16 protein-coding genes and 2 tRNA genes are annotated in these 17,688 nt (G+C 59.1%); 13 read left to right on the forward strand and 5 right to left on the reverse strand.

The annotated features are described in order from the left end of the window. Positions 1-110: 110 nt before the first annotated feature. The gene (locus HMPREF2787_RS03125; protein ID WP_038628082.1) at positions 111-755 is read left to right on the forward strand and encodes a mycothiol-dependent nitroreductase Rv2466c family protein; all 645 of its coding nucleotides are present in this window, start codon (positions 111-113) and stop codon (positions 753-755) included. Positions 756-782: 27 nt separating this feature from the next. Here HMPREF2787_RS03125 and HMPREF2787_RS03130 read toward each other — a convergent pair whose 3' ends face one another. Further along, positions 783-1,988 carry a TIGR04053 family radical SAM/SPASM domain-containing protein gene (locus HMPREF2787_RS03130; protein WP_070858376.1) on the reverse strand — a complete coding sequence of 402 codons (1,206 nt, stop codon included), beginning with the start codon at positions 1,986-1,988 and terminating at the stop codon, positions 783-785. Positions 1,989-2,216: 228 nt separating this feature from the next. Here HMPREF2787_RS03130 and HMPREF2787_RS03135 point away from each other — a divergent pair, with 228 nt between their 5' ends. Together HMPREF2787_RS03135 and HMPREF2787_RS03140 are read left to right on the forward strand one after the other, a co-directional pair. Continuing rightward, positions 2,217-2,690: a ribose-5-phosphate isomerase gene (locus tag HMPREF2787_RS03135; RefSeq protein ID WP_005511109.1), complete on the forward strand. Its 474-nt coding sequence runs from the start codon at positions 2,217-2,219 to the stop codon at positions 2,688-2,690. A 111-nt stretch (positions 2,691-2,801) separates the two neighbouring features. Further along, positions 2,802-3,419: a DJ-1/PfpI family protein gene (locus tag HMPREF2787_RS03140; RefSeq protein WP_070858365.1), complete on the forward strand. Its 618-nt coding sequence runs from the start codon at positions 2,802-2,804 to the stop codon at positions 3,417-3,419. Positions 3,420-3,430: 11 nt separating this feature from the next. On the opposite strand, the gene HMPREF2787_RS03145 is transcribed toward HMPREF2787_RS03140, so the two are convergent. From HMPREF2787_RS03145 to HMPREF2787_RS03155, 3 genes are all read right to left on the reverse strand, one after another. After that, entirely contained in the window at positions 3,431-4,300 is an 870-nt protein-coding gene (locus HMPREF2787_RS03145) for a hypothetical protein (protein ID WP_070858366.1), read from the reverse strand. 147 nt (positions 4,301-4,447) lie between these two features. Then, positions 4,448-4,681 (reverse strand): hypothetical protein, encoded by a 234-nt coding sequence (locus HMPREF2787_RS03150; RefSeq protein ID WP_070858367.1) that lies wholly within the window; start codon positions 4,679-4,681, stop codon positions 4,448-4,450. 126 nt (positions 4,682-4,807) lie between these two features. After that, a tRNA-Gly gene (locus HMPREF2787_RS03155) sits at positions 4,808-4,882 on the reverse strand. A gap of 562 nt (positions 4,883-5,444) precedes the next feature. On the opposite strand from HMPREF2787_RS03155, the gene HMPREF2787_RS03160 reads away from it, so the two are divergent. The 5 genes from HMPREF2787_RS03160 (at position 5,445) to clpX (ending at position 9,772) form a co-directional block, all read left to right on the forward strand. Next, positions 5,445-5,521 (forward strand) — tRNA-Pro (locus tag HMPREF2787_RS03160). Then, complete coding sequence (gene tig, locus HMPREF2787_RS03165; protein WP_141763262.1) at positions 5,494-6,957, forward strand: trigger factor; 1,464 nt, start codon at positions 5,494-5,496, stop codon at positions 6,955-6,957. The genes HMPREF2787_RS03160 and tig overlap by 28 nt, the downstream gene beginning before the upstream one ends. Before the next feature lie 136 nt (positions 6,958-7,093). After that, entirely contained in the window at positions 7,094-7,666 is a 573-nt protein-coding gene (locus HMPREF2787_RS03170; protein WP_016422302.1) for an ATP-dependent Clp protease proteolytic subunit, read from the forward strand. Between the two features lie 46 nt (positions 7,667-7,712). Then, on the forward strand, positions 7,713-8,336 hold the full coding sequence (locus HMPREF2787_RS03175) for an ATP-dependent Clp protease proteolytic subunit (protein WP_369707172.1): 624 nt from the start codon (positions 7,713-7,715) through the stop codon (positions 8,334-8,336). Positions 8,337-8,509: 173 nt separating this feature from the next. Then, the gene (gene clpX, locus HMPREF2787_RS03180; protein ID WP_070858369.1) at positions 8,510-9,772 is read left to right on the forward strand and encodes an ATP-dependent Clp protease ATP-binding subunit ClpX; all 1,263 of its coding nucleotides are present in this window, start codon (positions 8,510-8,512) and stop codon (positions 9,770-9,772) included. A 62-nt stretch (positions 9,773-9,834) separates the two neighbouring features. Here clpX and HMPREF2787_RS03185 read toward each other — a convergent pair whose 3' ends face one another. Continuing rightward, positions 9,835-10,620, reverse strand: coding sequence for a TetR/AcrR family transcriptional regulator (locus tag HMPREF2787_RS03185; RefSeq protein WP_070858370.1), 786 nt, complete (start codon positions 10,618-10,620; stop codon positions 9,835-9,837). A 230-nt stretch (positions 10,621-10,850) separates the two neighbouring features. Between HMPREF2787_RS03185 and HMPREF2787_RS03190 the strand changes: the two genes are divergently transcribed. From HMPREF2787_RS03190 to ndk, 5 genes are all read left to right on the forward strand, one after another. Continuing rightward, positions 10,851-11,834, forward strand: a complete 984-nt coding sequence (locus HMPREF2787_RS03190) for a malate dehydrogenase (RefSeq protein WP_070858371.1) — start codon at positions 10,851-10,853, stop codon at positions 11,832-11,834. Positions 11,835-12,050: 216 nt separating this feature from the next. Beyond that, positions 12,051-14,786 (forward strand): valine--tRNA ligase, encoded by a 2,736-nt coding sequence (locus HMPREF2787_RS03195; protein ID WP_070858372.1) that lies wholly within the window; start codon positions 12,051-12,053, stop codon positions 14,784-14,786. 194 nt (positions 14,787-14,980) lie between these two features. Next, on the forward strand, positions 14,981-16,486 hold the full coding sequence (locus tag HMPREF2787_RS03200; protein WP_371441140.1) for a bifunctional tetrahydrofolate synthase/dihydrofolate synthase: 1,506 nt from the start codon (positions 14,981-14,983) through the stop codon (positions 16,484-16,486). Beyond that, positions 16,483-16,998, forward strand: a complete 516-nt coding sequence (locus HMPREF2787_RS03205; protein WP_070858374.1) for a DUF4233 domain-containing protein — start codon at positions 16,483-16,485, stop codon at positions 16,996-16,998. Before HMPREF2787_RS03200 ends, HMPREF2787_RS03205 begins: the two co-directional genes overlap by 4 nt. A gap of 108 nt (positions 16,999-17,106) precedes the next feature. Continuing rightward, positions 17,107-17,517, forward strand: a complete 411-nt coding sequence (ndk, locus tag HMPREF2787_RS03210; RefSeq protein ID WP_038629458.1) for a nucleoside-diphosphate kinase — start codon at positions 17,107-17,109, stop codon at positions 17,515-17,517. Positions 17,518-17,688: the final 171 nt, after the last annotated feature.

The raw sequence follows: 17,688 nt of genomic DNA on the forward strand, positions 1-17,688 counted from the left end.
CCCCGGATTGGAGAAGGATCCTGAGTGAGCGTGGGAAACATGAATGCGAGCCGAAAAATTCCCTCCTATAGTCGTTGATAAGTCAATCAATGATTTAGGAGGACTTTCACATGAGCAATCGAGACAAGGTCACTTTCTACTTCGACGTGTCCTGCCCGTTTTGCTGGGTGACGTCGCGCTGGATTAAGGAAGTCGAAAAGGTCCGCGACATTGAGGTCGAGTGGAAGCCGATGAGCCTGTCGGTGCTCAATGAAGGCCGCGACGAGCTGCCGGAAGAGTACAAGTTCATGATGCAGTGCAACTGGACCCCGGCACGCCTGTTCAATGCCGTGTTCTCCCAGGATGGTCAGGAGGCCGTCGACAAGCTCTACACCGCGCTGGGCACGAAGATTCACAACGAAAACCGCATCGATCGTCATGCGCATGTCGACGAGCCGGAGCACGCATTCGACGAGCTGATTAAGGAAACCCTCGCAGAGGTTGGCCTGCCGGAAGAGCGTCTGGCCCAGGCTCTGACCACAGAGTTTGATGAGCTCATGCGTGAAAACCACGCAGAGGCCATGAAGGAGGTCGGCAACGACGTCGGCACTCCGGTGGTCAAGCTCAACGACGTTGCCTTCTTCGGTCCGGTGCTTACCCGTATCCCACGCGGCGAAGAAGCCGGCAAGATTTTCGACGGCTCGGTTGCCGTCGCCAGCTACCCGTATTTCTTCGAAATTAAGCGCTCTCGCACTGAGGATCCGCGCTTCGACTAAGAAACCTGTAGCAGCTGGGGCGTGCGGCTAAGAGAGCTGACCCGCCCCAGCTTCAGCATTCTGCCCGGTGGAAGCCTGCCGTTCTTCTTCGCTCATCGCAGCCCACCGCGGCGGAATGTAGATACAGGTCGGGTCGGATGCCGTGTAATCCCCGGTCAACGCGTAGGCCGTCGAGCGGGATCCGCCACAGACGCTGTGGTATTCACAGACGCTGCACTTGCCGTGCCAATTGTCCGGATCGCGGAGAGCCTTAAAAGCCGGTGAGTTCGAATAGATTTCCTGGAATGGTGTGGCCTTCACATTGCCGCAGTGCAGCGGCAGGAAACCGTTGGGGTAGACGTCGCCGATATGGTCAATGAAGGCAAAACCGGAACCAGAATTGACGGCCATCGGGGAGCGCGGGCGGCGTGGCTTCTCCGGCACAGCGCCGAGCAGCTTCGCTGTTTCCTCAGTCAAGTAGCGGTAAAGCGCGCCGCCCTCATAAGATGGCAGCCCCTTTTCCTTCGCTTCCTCCTGCTGCATGACGACGCGTCGATACTGCGGCGCCTCCGTCGTCTTAATGGCAATTCGGTTGGACACATCCGATAGCCAATGCAGAACATCCTCGCGTTCCTCCGGTGACAATGCGCCCAAATCCGCACCGCGACCAGTTGGAACAAGGAAAAAGACGTACCACATCTTGGCTTGCATCTCCATGACAGTCTTCAGTAGCGCTGGTGCCTCATGGATATTTCCCTTGGTCAGGGTCGAATTGATTTGCAGCCGGTAGCCGGCCTCGTTGATGTGCGGAGCCATCTCAAGCGTCTTTTCAAAAGTGCCCGAAAAACCACGAAACTTGTCATGGGTCTGGGCAGTCGCGCCGTCGAGCGACATCGACATTGCCTTGCCACCGGCCTCGCGTAGCGACTGAATTCGCTCCGGCGTCAGCCGCGGCGTCACCGATGGCGACAGCGACATATTCAGACCGTGCTCTGTGCCGAATCGCACCAGTTCTTCCAGGTCATCGCGCTCAAATGGATCGCCGCCGGTGAGCACTACAAGAGGCTTCGGCTTGCTATACGACGCCAAGGTCTCCAGCAGTATCTTGCCCTCGGTGGTCGAAAGCTGGTGCGGATGCGGCTCATGCTGTGCATCCGCACGGCAGTGCTTGCAGACCAAGCCACAAGCCCGGGTGACCTCCCAAATGACAATAAATGGTTTCTTATTGATGTCATGTCGAACCGTTCGCACCACCGGTGCGTGATGATTCCCACGGGAGCCATGAGCTTCCGGATCGACTTGGAAGTAAGCCTGTGGCGCAGGAGACACGGTAAAAGCACCCAATTTCCGGTTTCGAAGACGTGCTGAGACGCAAATACGGTCACTTTTCACCCTATTCGGCTGCGCAGGGGACGTCGTCAAGCAATACCTAAAACGGGTGCAGGCGCCGTTGAATCCGTGGGAACCGCTAAACTTGCTGCCATGCGTATTTACCTTGGTGCAGACCACGCCGGTTTTGAGATGAAGAACCTGATTAAGGCCCACCTGGAGAAGGCTGGCCACGACGTCGTTGACTGCGGCGCTCATACCTACGACCCCGCAGATGACTACCCAGCATTCTGCATTGAGGCGGCTTCCCGTACCGTCGCTGATCCGGGCAGCCTGGGCATCGTGCTCGGCGGCTCCGGCAACGGCGAGCAGATTGCCGCTAACAAGGTCAAGGGCGCTCGTTGTGCGCTGGCTTGGTCGGTGGAGACCGCAAAGCTCGCCCGCGAGCACAACAACGCTCAGCTGATCGGCCTCGGTGGTCGTATGCACTCTGAGGAAGAGGCCCTGGCCATCGTCGATGCTTTCGTCTCCCAGCCGTGGAGCGAGGAGGAGCGCCACCAGCGCCGCATTGACATTCTGGCAGAGTACGAAAAGACTGGCGTCGCCCCGGAGCTGCCGGAGGCTTAAGAGGCCACTGTTCTCCATCCGGGGGATAGGTGTAGGAAAGGATAGGGGCTGTTTCCAGAAGATTCTGGAAACAGCCCCTATCTTGTGCTTAGGCGGAGTAGGAATTGGCCTATGACAATTCCGGAAGCACACCGCCGAGTAACTGTTGTACTGTTCCCCGGGTTCGAACTCTTAGACGTTTTTGGGCCAGTAGGAGTATTTGGTCATGTACCTGGGGTCGAAGTCGAATATGTCGCAAGCACTGCCGGCCCGATAACAAGCGCGCAGGGGGCGCAGGTAATTGCCGACAAGGGTGCCGCTGAACTCGAAGCTATCGACGTGCTTCTTGTACCGGGTGGCGTGGGGACCAGAGGTTTAACTGGTGATCCAGATTTCTTGGGTTGGCTCAAGAGCATCGGATCTCGTGCGACGTTAGTTGCATCTGTTTGCACGGGCTCTGCATTGCTTGCGGCGGCGGGGCTTCTAGAAGGGAAGCGGGCAACTAGCAACAAGTTAGCTTTTGATTGGGCCACCTCGTTCGGAAACGAAGTGACGTGGGTGAAAGAAGCCCGATGGGTTGAAGACGGAAAAAAGTGGAGCTCGTCAGGAGTCGCAGCGGGGATGGATATGGCGGTTGCTCTTGTCAACCGCCTGTTCGGCAACGATGCTGGTCACGATGCAGCCAGAAAAATTGAATATCAGCCACGAGAAGACAGCACGGACGACCCCTTTTCGGCGCTAGCCAACTAGCATGGCGATACTTATTCGCCGAAGCCGTCAAAGCCGCCGTCGAAGAAGCCACCACCGTCGCCGCCTCCGAAGAGACCGTCGAAAAAGCCGCCACCGTCGCCAGCGTCACCGGCATCTGCAGCGCCGCCACCGAAGTCGCCGCCAAAGTCATCTCCACCGAAATCGTCCCCACCGAAGTCTTCGGCGCCAAAGTCCTCGGTGCCGCCGAAGTCATCGGCGCCGGTGCCCATGCCGCTGGCGAACTCATCAGCGCCGTAGGCAACGCCGGCCATACCGTGGAAGAGGGTAGAGAACAGCAGCATCGAGCCTGCGGTCCAGACACCGGTGCGGAGTGCGGACTTCCACCAGGGCTCGGAGTACCAACCGGCTGGAACCGGACGGCCAGCGACACGGCCACCGGGGTAGTAGTTCGGGGTTTCCGGGGTGGCGTATGGCGAGGCGGTAACCGAGTGGCCTTCGTGCTCAATGGTGCGGGTTTCGGTCACAGAACCAGCGGCCTTCTGGCCCTCCAGCGGCGGCAGTGTCGGCCCCGCTGGCAAGCCCATAATTTCGCGAGCCGCATTGATGTAGTGCAGACCTTCCAGCGCCGATTCGCGCGCCATCCGGGCCTGTGCCGGGGTGCGTGCAGTAGAAATCTGCGAGGAAGCGGCGTTGTAGCGCTCGGATGCGTCAGCAAGAGCCTGCGTGGAAGCCGAATCGGTACCAGCCAGGTTCAGTACCTGTGAGCCCAGCCGCTCAATCCATCGGCGGGCGTCTGCGACGGCGTCTTCCAATTGATTGTTCTGGCGGGCATCAAAAGCCCTGTTAGAACGGTTTTGAGCCATCGACGCGATGATAATTGCGCCGCCGACGGTGATAGCAATCAGGATTAAAGCCCCCATGGGCTAGGCCTCCAAAACAGGAAATTGCGGGTACTGCTTGTAATTACTTGAGTTAACGCATGTAGAGCGAAAAAAGTTCCCGAGCTGACATATCTGTCGGACAGATGTAGCTCGGGAACCAGGAAATGATTGGGGATGGGCAGGTATCTATGACTCGGTGGAGTCGGTGCTCTTGGTGCGGCTCTTCCGATTGGCATGCCATGCGCGAACTTCTTCGGAATCCCACAGGGTCAACCCATGAAGCTTCGCGACAGGCTCGGGAGCCTTTTTGCGGCCAGCGTAGCTGGTGAAAGTGCCACGTGCGGTGCCGGAAAAAGCAGCGCATTCGACCGCGGTCCATAGTTCGTGTCCAGTATCGGCATCGATAATGGTGGGCTTCATGGTGCCCAGGGTACCCGCGGCGCTGGATTGTGAACAGAGGGCAAAAGGAATTTCTGGCCGGTGGCATTGGCTGGGAAGACAAAAACCGGGGAAAACAAAAAACCGAGAGCAGCGCTCCCGGTTACGTGGAGGGGATGACGGGAATCGAACCCGCGTCTTCAGCTTGGAAGGCTGAGGTATTAGCCACTATACGACATCCCCGCAGACGAAATTCTGGCTTGATCCGCACTCGCATCAACCAGACCGTGTCTCGGTACAAGGCATATTAACCCGTTAAAGCGCACATACAAAAATCGATGCCAAGTTTCGCTCGAAGGCTTTAGAGAAAAACTGGCTGTGGCCGGGAAAAACAGAAAATGAAGCTAAAGCAATGTGGGGTATATGAAACAGGCGTATAGCCGTTGATTACACTGTCACTCGACTCAACAAAGGGGCAGTCTTTTGGGCGGTTTCTTTGGAGAGTCGGCCGACGAATGGAGTGTTTGCAGTAAACGAGGCCGCCAAAAGCAGTGCCGAGGTGATGCAAACGCCCTGTGATATGCATGGATTTCATGAAACCAGTGATGGTTATCAGGTTGGCTCTCGATGGCGTCGTAAAGCGTCTTCAGACGGAGTATCGACCTGGTTGAGCCCGTGGTTTTGTGATTTCGTTAATCGTCAGGTAAATCTATACGGGTCCGTTGTGGAAACGCGATTTCGCGACTATGAGGGCCCCGGTGCAGATGCTCCAAAGGGGTTTCTGCTAGGTTTCGAATGACGCATACGGGGTATGGCGCAGCTTGGTAGCGCGTCCGCTTTGGGAGCGGAAGGCCGTGGGTTCAAATCCCGCTACCCCGACCAGTATCACGGGCACTCCCGTGGTCTATGAATTAATCATCGAGTTGCAGGAGAGTGCACCAGTGAAGTCTTCCGTTGAGAAGCTCAATGAGACCCGAGTAAAGATTACCGTCGAGGTCCCGTTTGACGAGCTGAAGCCAGAGTTCGACAACGCCTACAAGGCGCTGGCTCAGCAGGTCCAGATTCCGGGCTTCCGTAAGGGCAAGGCACCGGCAAAGCTGATTGAGGCTCGCTTCGGCCGTGGCCCAATCCTGGAGCAGGTGCTCAACGACATGGTTCCGTCCCGCTACGACGAGGTCGTTCGCGAGGAGGAACTGAAGGTTATCGGTCAGCCTGAGGTCGATATCACCAAGCTGGAAGACGGCGAGCTCGTTGAGTTCACCGCTGAGGTCGATGTCCGTCCGGAGATTGAGCTGCCGAAGTTCGAGGACATCGCAGTTGAGGTTGACCCGCTGGTCGCCGACGAGGAAGCTGTTGAGGCTGAGCTGCAGAACCTGCTCGCTCGCTTCGGCACCCTGACTGGCGTCGAGCGTGCAGTTGAGAAGGACGACTTCGTCTCCATCGACCTGTCCGCCACCATCGACGGCGAAGAGCTGGAAGAGGCCTCCACTGAGGGCCTGTCCTACCAGGTTGGCTCCGACGATCTGATTGACGGTTTGGATGACGCTGTTGTTGGCCTGTCCCAGGGCGAGTCCAAGGAATTCACCACCAAGCTGGTTGCCGGCGAGCACGAGGGTGAGGACGCCCAGGTCACCGTTACCGTTCAGTCCGTCAAGGTCCGCGAGCTGCCGGAAGCTGACGACGACTTCGCCCAGATGGCTTCCGAGTTTGACACCATCGACGAGCTGAAGGAAGACCTGGCGCGCCAGGTTGAAAACACCAAGAAGGGCGAGCAGGCTCAGCAGGTTCGCGACAAGGTTCTGGCTGCCGCTATGGAGCAGACCACCATCGCTCTGCCAGAGGGCGTTGTCAAGGAGCAGGTCGAGGGTCAGCTGCAGCAGCTGCTGGGTCAGTTCGGTGGCGACGAGAAGGTTCTGGACTCCATGCTGGAGGCCCAGGGCACCACTCGTGAACAATTCGACGAGGACTCCCAGAAGTCCGCTGAGGAAGCTGTTCGCACTCAGCTGTTCCTGGATGCACTGGCTGAAGAGATCCAGCCGGACGTTTCCCAGCAGGAGCTCACCGACCACATCCTGTTCACCGCTCAGTCCTACGGTATGGACCCGAACCAGTTCATCCAGCAGATTCAGCAGTCCGGCCAGCTCGGCAACCTGTTCGCAGACGTTCGCCGCGGCAAGGCTCTGGCCACCTCGATCCTGAAGGCTTCCGCAAAGGACACCGAGGGCAACGAAATCGATCTGAACGAGTACTTCGGTGAGGTCGAGTCGGAGACTGAGAATGCTGAGTCCGACAAGGCTGAGGACAACTCCGCAGAGTAAGCCCGCAGCAGTGGCGAATTCCTGATGCTGCAACGCTTATAGCGAACAAGGGCCGTTCCTGAAACAAAGGGACGGCCCTTTTCGTTACCCTCTAGTGAACGACAAACTCGCACACGTACGAAGAAGGAGTACACAGATGAGCGATAACGCCCAGATGTCGACGAACACAGTTTTCGACAAGCTGCTCAAGGAGCGCATTATTTGGCTGGGTGAGCAGGTCGACGACGAGATTGCCAACAAGCTCTGCGGTCAGATGCTGCTCCTGGCAGCTGAGGACCCGGAGGCGGATATCTCGCTGTACATTAACTCCCCGGGTGGCTCCGTCACCGCCGGCATGGCCATTTACGACACCATGCAGTTTGTTCCGTGCGACGTGGCTACCTACGGCATGGGCTTGGCAGCTTCCATGGGCCAGTTCCTGCTCGCCGCAGGTGCTAAGGGCAAGCGTTACGCACTGCCGCACGCCCGCATTATGATGCACCAGCCATCTGCAGGTATTGGCGGTACCGCATCCGACATCACCATTCAGGCTGAGCAGTTCGCTGCCACCAAGAAGGAGATGGCTCGTCTGATTGCGCAGCACACCGGTCAGCCGGTCGAGCGCATTGAGGAAGACTCGGACCGCGACCGCTGGTTTACCGCAGCTGAGGCTAAGGAATACGGCCTGGTTGACCACGTCGTGACCGCTCTCAAGGACACCGCACGCTAAAAGCGGACAGTAGCGAATAATTAGAGGCGATTTAATCAACATGGAGATGAACAATATGCAGATGCCGCAGTCGCGCTACGTGCTTCCTTCTTTCGTGGAGCACTCCAGCTTTGGTGCTAAGGAATCCAACCCATACAACAAGCTCTTCGAAGAGCGCATTATCTTCCTCGGCTCCCAGGTCGATGACACCGCCGCTAACGACATCATGGCGCAGTTGCTGGTGCTTGAGGGCCTGGACCCGGATCGTGACATCACGATGTACATCAATTCCCCAGGCGGCTCCTTCACCTCGCTGATGGCCATCTACGACACGATGCAGTACGTGCGTCCCGACGTGCAGACCGTGTGCCTGGGCCAGGCTGCCTCCGCGGCAGCTGTGCTGCTCGCTGCAGGTGCACCGGGTAAGCGTGCAGCTCTGCCGAATGCGCGCGTGCTCATTCACCAGCCGGCTACCCAGGGTATCCAGGGTCAGGTTTCCGACCTGGAGATTCAGGCGAACGAAATCGAGCGCATGCGCAAGCTGATGGAGGAGACGTTGGCTCGCCACTCCGGTCGCACTGCAGAGCAGATCCGCAAGGACACCGACCGTGACAAGATCCTAACCGCTGAAGAGGCCGTCGAGTACGGCATCATCGACCAGGTCTTCGAGTACCGCAAGCACAACGCCTAAAAGGGGACATGGTCTCTTTGGAGTGCTGCGCACTGGCCGTCGTAAAGCGCCGGGCGAGATCGCGTGAAATTCGCCTCGTCCTTGGCGTGGAAGCCGGTATTTGCGCACACTCACGGTAGGCTGGTCTGAAGCAGTTATTGGCAACGATGCGGAAAGGCGGCGGCGGGAGCCTCATGGCGCGTATGCAAGAAAGTGCGGATTTGCTGAAGTGCTCTTTCTGTGGAAAGAGTCAGAAGCAGGTCAAAAAGCTGATTGCCGGACCTGGTGTGTACATCTGTAATGAGTGCATCGAGCTCTGCAACGAGATTATTGAAGAGGAGCTTAACACCGGCGGCGAGGCAACTGGCAACGACGACCGCCTGCCGCGTCCGCTGGAAATTCGCGACTTCCTCGATGAGTATGTCATCGGCCAGGACATGGCAAAGCGCACGCTGGCCGTCGCGGTCTACAACCACTACAAGCGCCTTCGTGCTGCGGAGACCAAGTCGGACAACGACGTCGAGCTGCAAAAGTCGAACATTCTCCTGCTTGGGCCGACCGGCTGTGGCAAGACCTACCTGGCACAGACGCTGGCTCGCAAGCTGGATGTGCCGTTCGCAATCGCTGACGCCACCAGCCTGACCGAGGCCGGCTATGTAGGTGAGGATGTGGAGAACATCCTGCTGAAGCTGCTGCAAGCTACTGATTTCGACGTCGAGAAGGCACAGCGCGGCATCATTTACGTCGATGAGATTGACAAGATCTCGCGCAAGTCTGAAAACACCTCCATCACCCGCGATGTCTCCGGTGAAGGTGTGCAGCAGGCGCTGCTGAAGATTCTCGAGGGAACCGTAGCCGCCGTGCCCCCGCAGGGTGGGCGCAAGCTGCCGAACCAGGAGTTCATTCAGTTCGACACCTCCAATGTCCTGTTCATCGTCGCCGGTGCGTTTGCCGGTCTGGAGAAGGTCGTGCAGGAGCGTGTCGGCAAGAAGGGGCTGGGCTTCGGCGCAGATGTCACCTCGGCTAACGACGCGGACATGAAGGATCCATTCCGCGATGTGCTGCCGGAGGACCTCGTTCGATTCGGCCTGATTCCTGAGTTCATTGGTCGCCTGCCCGTCATCGCATCAGTCACCAACCTCGATGAGGATGCGCTGGTTCGCGTACTCACTGAGCCCAAGAACTCCCTGGTCCGCCAGTACCAGCACCTGTTCGACATGGACGGTGTGCGCCTCACCATCGACGATGAGGCACTGCGCGCCATTGCTGCCAAGGCGATTAGTCGCAATACCGGCGCCCGTGGTCTGCGCGGCATCATGGAAGAAATCTTGGTTCCCGTGATGTTCGACGTACCAGAGCGTGACGACGTTGTGGAGGTCATTGTCCACAAGGAATGCATCACGGACGGTGCAGCGCCAGAACTCGTTGAACGCAGCGAGGATAAGAAGACTGCGTAAAGGTAGCTAAAAACCCGGTTAGAGCGCCTGCTCTAACCGGGTTTTGGTGTCTGTATGGAGCCCTAGTCGTCCATGCCGTAGATGTCGCGGTAATCCGGGGCATCATCAGCAGCCAAGTCGTGAGTCTCTGGGTTGGGCTGATCGCCATAGACCTCTGCGCCAAGTGCGGACGAGTTCGCACCATGGGAGGCCAGCAGGGAAGTGTACGAGCTTCCCGGTTCGTTGCGAGGCGAGGATGTCAACAGACTGGTCACGGTGTCCTGTGCGAACTCACGCAGCTTGTCCGACAGCACCGTCGACTGCATTTCAATGCCGTAGAGGTTTTCAAAAGTCCGTTGGTGCAGGGTGGGGAAGGTGGCCAGCGACAGCACGAGAATATAAAGATCAAGTGCGGAAATGTCAGTGCGGAATGCACCGTAATCGCGGCCGAGCAACAAGATGCGGTCAAACTCCAAAACAATAGGGCTCTGACCACCAAGCCCAGTCACGCCTTCAAGCGGCAGGACTGGGTGTAGGTTTTCCTGAATGATGAACCGCACGGCAAGCGGGTTCGCCGAGAAATAGTCGTAGATAACGCCGACTACATGCTGCAGGGCTTCCACCGGCACATTGGAGTGCGGACGCAGGGCGTCGTCGTCAGGCCTTACGGTCTCCAGCACATGTGCCCACGTCGCCCTGTAGAGTCCCATCTTGTCACCACAGTGGTAGTGAAGCATGCGCTTGGAGACACCAGAGGCGGTAGCAATGGCATCCAGACGGGCATCTGCATACCCCTTTGCGGTGAATTCTTGAAGTGCTGCCACCAAGACTGCATGGGGGATTGCATCAGAGGAGCCTGGAGACTTCATGAAAATCCTTTGCTTGGACTAGAGAGCGACTACGGGGTTTTGGCTATCTAACGGGGGTGAAATTGGTCAGTCGCGGACTTCTTTCTAGTGAAATGAGTACACGACCGTAAGTCATGCCTAATGCTATCCGTTTTTCAGAATTGTACTGAGCCCGTCGCCCCCGTCTGCGCCAATTCCGCAGTCGCATTAGAGTGGGCAGCGAATTGATTCTCTCTCGAGAAAGGCCTGTAGTGAACAAGACTCCCGTAAAGGTTGCAGTTACCGGCGCCGCCGGACAGATCGCTTACTCCCTGCTCTTCCGCATTGCCAGCGGTTCGGTTTTCGGCCCTGAGACCCCGGTTGAGTTGAACCTGCTGGAGATCACTCCGGCGCTGCACGCCACCGAAGGCGTCGCCATGGAGCTGTTTGACTCCGCCTTCCCACTTTTGACTGGCATCAACATCACCGATGATCCGGCAAAGGCATTCGACGGTGCCAACGCCGCATTCCTGGTCGGTGCAAAGCCGCGTGGCAAGGGTGAGGAGCGCTCCGCACTGCTGGGCGCCAACGGCAAGATCTTCGGCCCGCAGGGCGCGGCACTGAACGATCACGCAGCAGACGACATCAAGGTTCTGGTTGTCGGCAACCCGGCTAACACCAACACCATGATTGCCGCTTCCCACGCTAAGGACATCCCGGCAGAGCGCTTCACCGCTATGATGCGCCTGGACCACAACCGTTCCCTGTCCCAGCTGTCGCAAAAGATTGGTGTTCCGACCACTGAGATTAAGAACATGATCGTCTGGGGTAACCACTCCGCAGACCAGTTCCCGGACATCACCTACGCCACCATTGCAGGCGAGAAGGTCTCCGACAAGGTTGACGCTGCATGGGTCGAGCAGGACTTCATCCCGCGCGTCGCCAAGCGTGGCGCAGAAATCATCGAGGTCCGCGGTTCCTCCTCCGCAGCTTCCGCTGCAGCTGCCGCAGTTGACCACATGCGTGACTGGGTCACGGGTACCCCAGAGGGCGAGTGGGTCTCTGTCGCACTTCCGTCCGACGGCTCCTACGGCATCGACGAGGGCTTGGTCGCTGGTGTTCCGTGCTACGCCAAGGACGGCGAGTGGGTTCGCGTTGAGGGCCTGGATCTCTCCGAGGCTCAGCGAGCTGGTATCGAGCGCAACGTCAAGGCACTGCGCGAAGAGCGCGACGCAGTTAAGGACCTGCTGGTCTAAGGGCCGCTTAACGCCTGTTTAAAGGTGCCCTCTTGTGATGGTTTCGCAAGAGGGCACCTTTTCATTTACTGCGGTAATCGCGGATGGGCTCGGGGAGTGAGTAAAGCTTGAATTCGGCGGTGCGTAAGTCGCCGATAGCAGATATGGGTTGGGGCGCAAGGGTCGTCGTAAAGCCCCTGGAAAAACAAATCCGGGCAAGGCGCTAAGATGTGACGCGTGACTGAGAACAACGTGGACCTAAACAGAGCAGATAAGTTGCCCAAGTCGTGGAACCCGGCTGACGTGGAGTCGGACCTGTACCAGGGCTGGGTAGACGCTGGCTATTTCGAGGCTGATCCGTCTAGCTCCAAGCCGGCTTACTCTATTGTGCTGCCCCCGCCGAATGTGACGGGTCAGCTGCACATGGGCCACGCACTGGACCACACTTTGATGGATGCGCTGGTGCGCCGTAAGCGCATGCAGGGCTACGAGGTGCTGTGGCTGCCGGGTATGGACCACGCGGGTATCGCAACGCAGACCAAGGTCGAGGCGATGCTGAAGGAGTCCGAAGGCAAGGACCGCTTCGATTATGGCCGCGAGGAGTTCGTGGAGAAGGTCTGGGAGTGGAAGCACGATTACGGCGGACGTATCGGCAACCAGATGCGCCAGATTGGTGACTCCCTGGATTGGTCCCGTGAGCGCTTCACTCTGGACGAGGGGCTGTCCCGTGCGGTTCAGACGATTTTTAAGGAACTGTTTGACCGCGGCCTAATCTACCGCGCCAAGCGTATGGTCAACTGGTCTCCGGTGCTGCAGACCGCAATCTCGGATATTGAGGTCAAGTACGAGGACGCTGAAGGCGAGCTCGTCTCCTTCCGCTACGGCGATGGGGAAGACTCCATTGTTGTGGCGACGACTCGTGTGGAGACGATGCTGGGCGACGTGGCAATTGCCGTGCACCCGGAGGATGAGCGCTACACGCACCTGGTGGGCAAGGTTTTGGACCACCCGTTCCGCGAGGACCTGAAGATTCAGGTCATCGCCGATGACTATGTGGACCGCGAGTTCGGTACCGGCGCGGTGAAGATTACGCCGGCGCACGATCCGAATGACTTCGCCATGGGGCAGCGCCACGACCTGGATATGCCGGAGGTCATCGACACCACTGGTCGCATCTTTAACACTGGCACGCGTTTTGACGGCATGGATCGTGCGGAAGCCCGCACTGCGCTGACGGAGGCGCTGCGTGAGCAGGGGCGCATTGTCAAGGAGGTTCGCCCATACGTTCACTCGGTCGGTCACTCGGAGCGCTCGGGTGAACCGATTGAGCCGCTGCTGAGTCTGCAGTGGTTCGTTAAGGTCGATGAGCTGGCCAAGATGTCCGGCGATGCTGTTCGCGAGGGCGACACGGTTATTCACCCGGCATCGCAGGAGCCGCGCTGGTTCGACTGGGTCGATGACATGCACGACTGGTGTATTTCGCGCCAGCTGTGGTGGGGCCACCGCATCCCGATCTGGTACGGCCCGAATGGTGAGGTCGTCTGTGTCGGGCCGGATGATGAGGTTCCGACGGGCGAGGGCTGGACGCAGGATCCGGACGTACTGGATACTTGGTTCTCCTCTGCGCTGTGGCCGTTTTCCACGATGGGCTGGCCGGACGCCACCCCGGAGCTGGAGAAGTTCTACCCGACATCCGTGCTGGTCACCGGCTACGACATTCTGTTCTTCTGGGTCGCGCGCATGATGATGTTCTCGACTTTTGCTGCCACCCTGCCTGATTCACCGCTGGGCAAGGGCCGCGACGGTCGTCCGCAGGTGCCGTTCAAGGATGTCTTCTTGCACGGTCTGGTCCGCGATGAGCAGGGCCGAAAGATGTCGAAGTCTCTCGGTAACGGCATTGACCCGCTGGACTGGGTGCGTGACTACGGTGCAGACGCACTTCGCTTCACGCTGGCGCGTGGCGCTAACCCGGGCTCTGACCTGCCGGTTGGTAACGACGCCGCACAGAGCTCCCGTAACTTCGCCACCAAGCTGTTCAACGCGACCCGCTTTGCGCTGATGAATGGCGCTCACGTGGGCGAGCTGCCGGATCGTGACCAGCTCACTGACACCGATCGCTGGATCCTGGATCGCCTGGAACAGGTCCGCGCCGAGGTCGACTCTGCACTGGATAAATACGAGTTCTCCAAGGCCAACGAGGCCCTCTACCACTTCGCATGGGACGAGGTCTGTGACTGGTACCTGGAGATGACCAAGGTTGACTTCCCACGCCTGAACGACGGCGAGACCATGACCGAGGAGCAGGCCGCCCGCGCCGCCTCCACGCGACTGGTCCTCGGCCGCGTGTTGGATACGCTGCTGCGTCTGCTCCACCCGTCCATGCCGTTTGTCACAGAGACGCTGTGGAAGGCGCTTACCGACGGTGCGGAGGGCTTCGAGGACTCTCTGGTAATTTCTGCCTGGCCGGATGCCACCATGACCACCGACGGCGCTGCTGTCGACGAGGTTGCCGCACGTCGTATTGCCGATGCCCAGAAGTTGGTCACCGAGCTGCGTCGTTTCCGCAATGACCAGGGTGTGAAGCCGTCGCAGCGCGTGCCGGCACGCATGAACCTGGCGGATGCTGATCTGACCGCTCAGGAAGAGATGATTCGTTCGCTAGCTCGTGCTGAGGCACCGGAGGATGGATTCACCGCTACCGCTTCGATTGAGGTGCGCCTGTCGCAGGCCACTGTCCTGATCGAGCTGGACACCTCCGGCACTGTCGACGTGGCCGCAGAGCGCAAGCGTCTGGAAAAGGACCTGGCCAAGGCGGAGAAGGAACTGGCCGGCACCGAGAAGAAGCTCGGCAACGAGGCCTTCTTGTCCAAGGCTCCGGAGCAGGTCGTGGAGAAGATTAAGACTCGCCACCAGTTCGCACTGGAGGAGATTGACCGCATCAAGGCTCGTTTGGAGGGACTTCCGCAGGCATGACCGAACCACGGGATGAGACTGCAGGCGAGATTCGTCTGAATCTCGGCGGCGAGGACGACTCGGTGACGCAGGATGAGACTGCGGCACGAGAAGAGTCCACCGCAGCGCTTGAGTTCGAATTTGATCCGGCTGATTCCCAGATCGTCGAGGATCTCGAACCGCGCGAAATTGCCGGTGTGATGGCCGATGACCGCATGCCCGATGACATGCGTCTCGGTGAGGTCTCGGTGTCCGAGGAAGGCCTGAGCTTGCCCGTCGACGTGGATCGCCCAGTCAATGAGCCGGCCCCGTTGGAGGCCACCGCAGAGGAGCTGCGCGAGCTCGCAGAGGTGGAAGCCGAGCTGGATCAGCGCTGGCCGGAGACCAAGATTGACCCATCGCTCGAGCGGATCGAGATGCTGATGGATATCCTTGGCCATCCCGAGCGTGCCACCCCGGTCATTCACGTTGCGGGCACGAATGGCAAGACTTCCACTGTGCGCATGATTGAGTCGCTGGTGCGAGCTCTTGGTCGTCGCACCGGCCGCACCACCAGTCCGCATCTGCAGCTGGTTACCGAGCGCATCGCCATCGATGGCCAGCCCATCCATCCACGCGATTACGTGCGCATCTGGCGCGAGATTCAGCCCTACGTGGAAATGGTTGACGCCAAGTCCGCGGAAAAGGGCGGCCCACAGATGAGTAAGTTCGAGGTCCTCACTGCCATGGCCTACGCCGCTTTCGCCGACGCTCCTGTCGACGTTGCCGTAGTGGAAGTTGGCATGGGTGGCACATGGGATGCGACCAACGTGGTGGAGGCCGACGTGGCAGTCATCTGCCCAATTGGTCTCGATCACACGGAGTTCCTTGGTGACACCTTGGCTGAAATCGCTGGCGAGAAGGCCGGCATCATCAAGTCGCGGTGGAACAAGGATGACTTGCTCACGCCACCGGACAATGTCGCCATTGTCGGCGAGCAGGAACCGGAAGCAATGGACGTCGTTTTGCGCCGTGCCGTGGAAATGGACGCCTCCGTCGCCCGTGCTGGGGTGGAGTACGGTGTCGTCAGCCATCAGCTGGCGGTCGGTGGGCAGAACCTGACGCTCAAGGGCCTGGCCGGCGAGTATGACGACATCCATCTGCCGCTGCACGGTCCGCATCAGGCGCGCAATGCTGCCACAGCACTGGCTGCGGTGGAGGCGTTCTTCGGCGCAGGCCCGGGACGTCCGCTCAACATTGATGCGGTTCGCGAAGGCTTTGCGACGGTCGCATCGCCCGGCCGTCTGGAGCGCGTGCGTTCGACCCCGACGGTGTTTATCGACGCTGCCCACAATCCTCACGGTGCTCGTGCGCTACGCACGGCCCTCTCCGCTGAGTTCGACTTCCGCCGTGTCATCGGTGTGCTGTCGGTGCTGGGAGAGAAGGATGCTCGCGGGCTGCTGGTTGAGCTGGAGCCGTACTTCGAAGAAGTGGTTATTACCCAGAACACCTCGCCGCGTGCGCTGCACTACGACGACCTGGCTGACCTTGCAGAGGAGATTTTCGGCGAGGAGCGCGTGCATCGCGTGCCTACGCTGCCGTCCGCCGTTGAGCTGGCGGTTGCACTGGCTGAGGAAACCGACACCGGGGACGGTATTGTCTCTGGTTCCGGTGTGATTGTCACTGGATCTGTTGTCACTGCGGGCGAAGCCCGGACACTATTTGGAAAGGACCCGCAATGAGCGAATCTCAGGCGAGCCAGCCACAGGGCAATGGCGCGGAGGATTACACCGCTGCCGACCGCGAGGCTCTGCGCGCCTACCGCGAGGGGCGTGACCTGAGTGAGGGTGGTAAGTATGGCCCGCTCGGTGCGGGACACGATCCGGCTAAGGACCCGCTGAAGGGTCTGCGCGGTGTTATGTCCGGCACGCTGATTATGCAGGCTATCTCGGTGCTGCTTGGTCTGACTGTGGTCACGCGCATTCCCGACGGCCAGATTAACCAGACCTTCTCGGTTACGTACATCACCATCCTGGGCGTGGCTCTGATTGTGATGGCTTTCCTGCAGAAGCAGCCCTGGGCGCTGAAGGCCAACATTGTGCTGCAGGTCTTTGGTGTGCTGGCTATCTTCACGCACGTGTCCATGGGCGTGGTGGGTATCTTCTTCGCACTAGTGTGGGCCTACATTCTGCACCTGCGGAAGAACCTCATCCAGCGTATGGAGCGCGGTCTGTTGACCACTCAGCACTCGTAGCTCTCCAGCGCTCGTAGTCGCGCTGTTTCACGTAGCTTTACGCTGTGATTTCACCCCGCTGCACCACCACTCCGGTGTAGCGGGGTTGGTCATAGTATGATGCTCACCATGACTGAACGTACTCTTATTCTGATCAAGCCGGACGGCGTTTCCCGCGGTCTGGTCGGCGAAGTTATCTCCCGCATTGAGCGCAAGGGCCTGAAGCTGGTCGCGCTTGACCTCCGTGTTGCTGACGAGGCAACTGCGAAGGAGCACTACGCAGAGCACGTCGATAAGCCGTTCTTTGGTGAGCTGGTTGATTTCATCACCTCTGCACCGCTGGTCGCTGGTGTTATCGAGGGGCCGAACGCAATCGCTGCTTGGCGTCAGCTCGCTGGCGGCACCAACCCGGTTGAGGCCGCAACCCCGGGCTCCATCCGCGGTGACTTCGCACTTGAGGTTGCTAACAACGTTGTTCACGGTTCCGATTCTCCGGAGTCCGCTGAGCGCGAGATTGGTATTTGGTTCCCGAACCTCTAAGCGTTGACGGTTCAGCATTGACCCATAAGCGTTGATTTGGCGCCGAACTGAGCAAGCAAATTGTTTGCCGGTTCGGCGCTTTTTGCTTGTCGACGACGGTGAGGCGGCCCTTCAGCGGGCTGCACGTGTGAAGGCCTGCACGGGCTGCAAATGTGAAACTGTGTGAGTTTA

This window comes from Corynebacterium sp. HMSC061H03, from assembly GCF_001838215.1.
GTDB lineage: Bacteria > Actinomycetota > Actinomycetes > Mycobacteriales > Mycobacteriaceae > Corynebacterium > Corynebacterium jeikeium_D.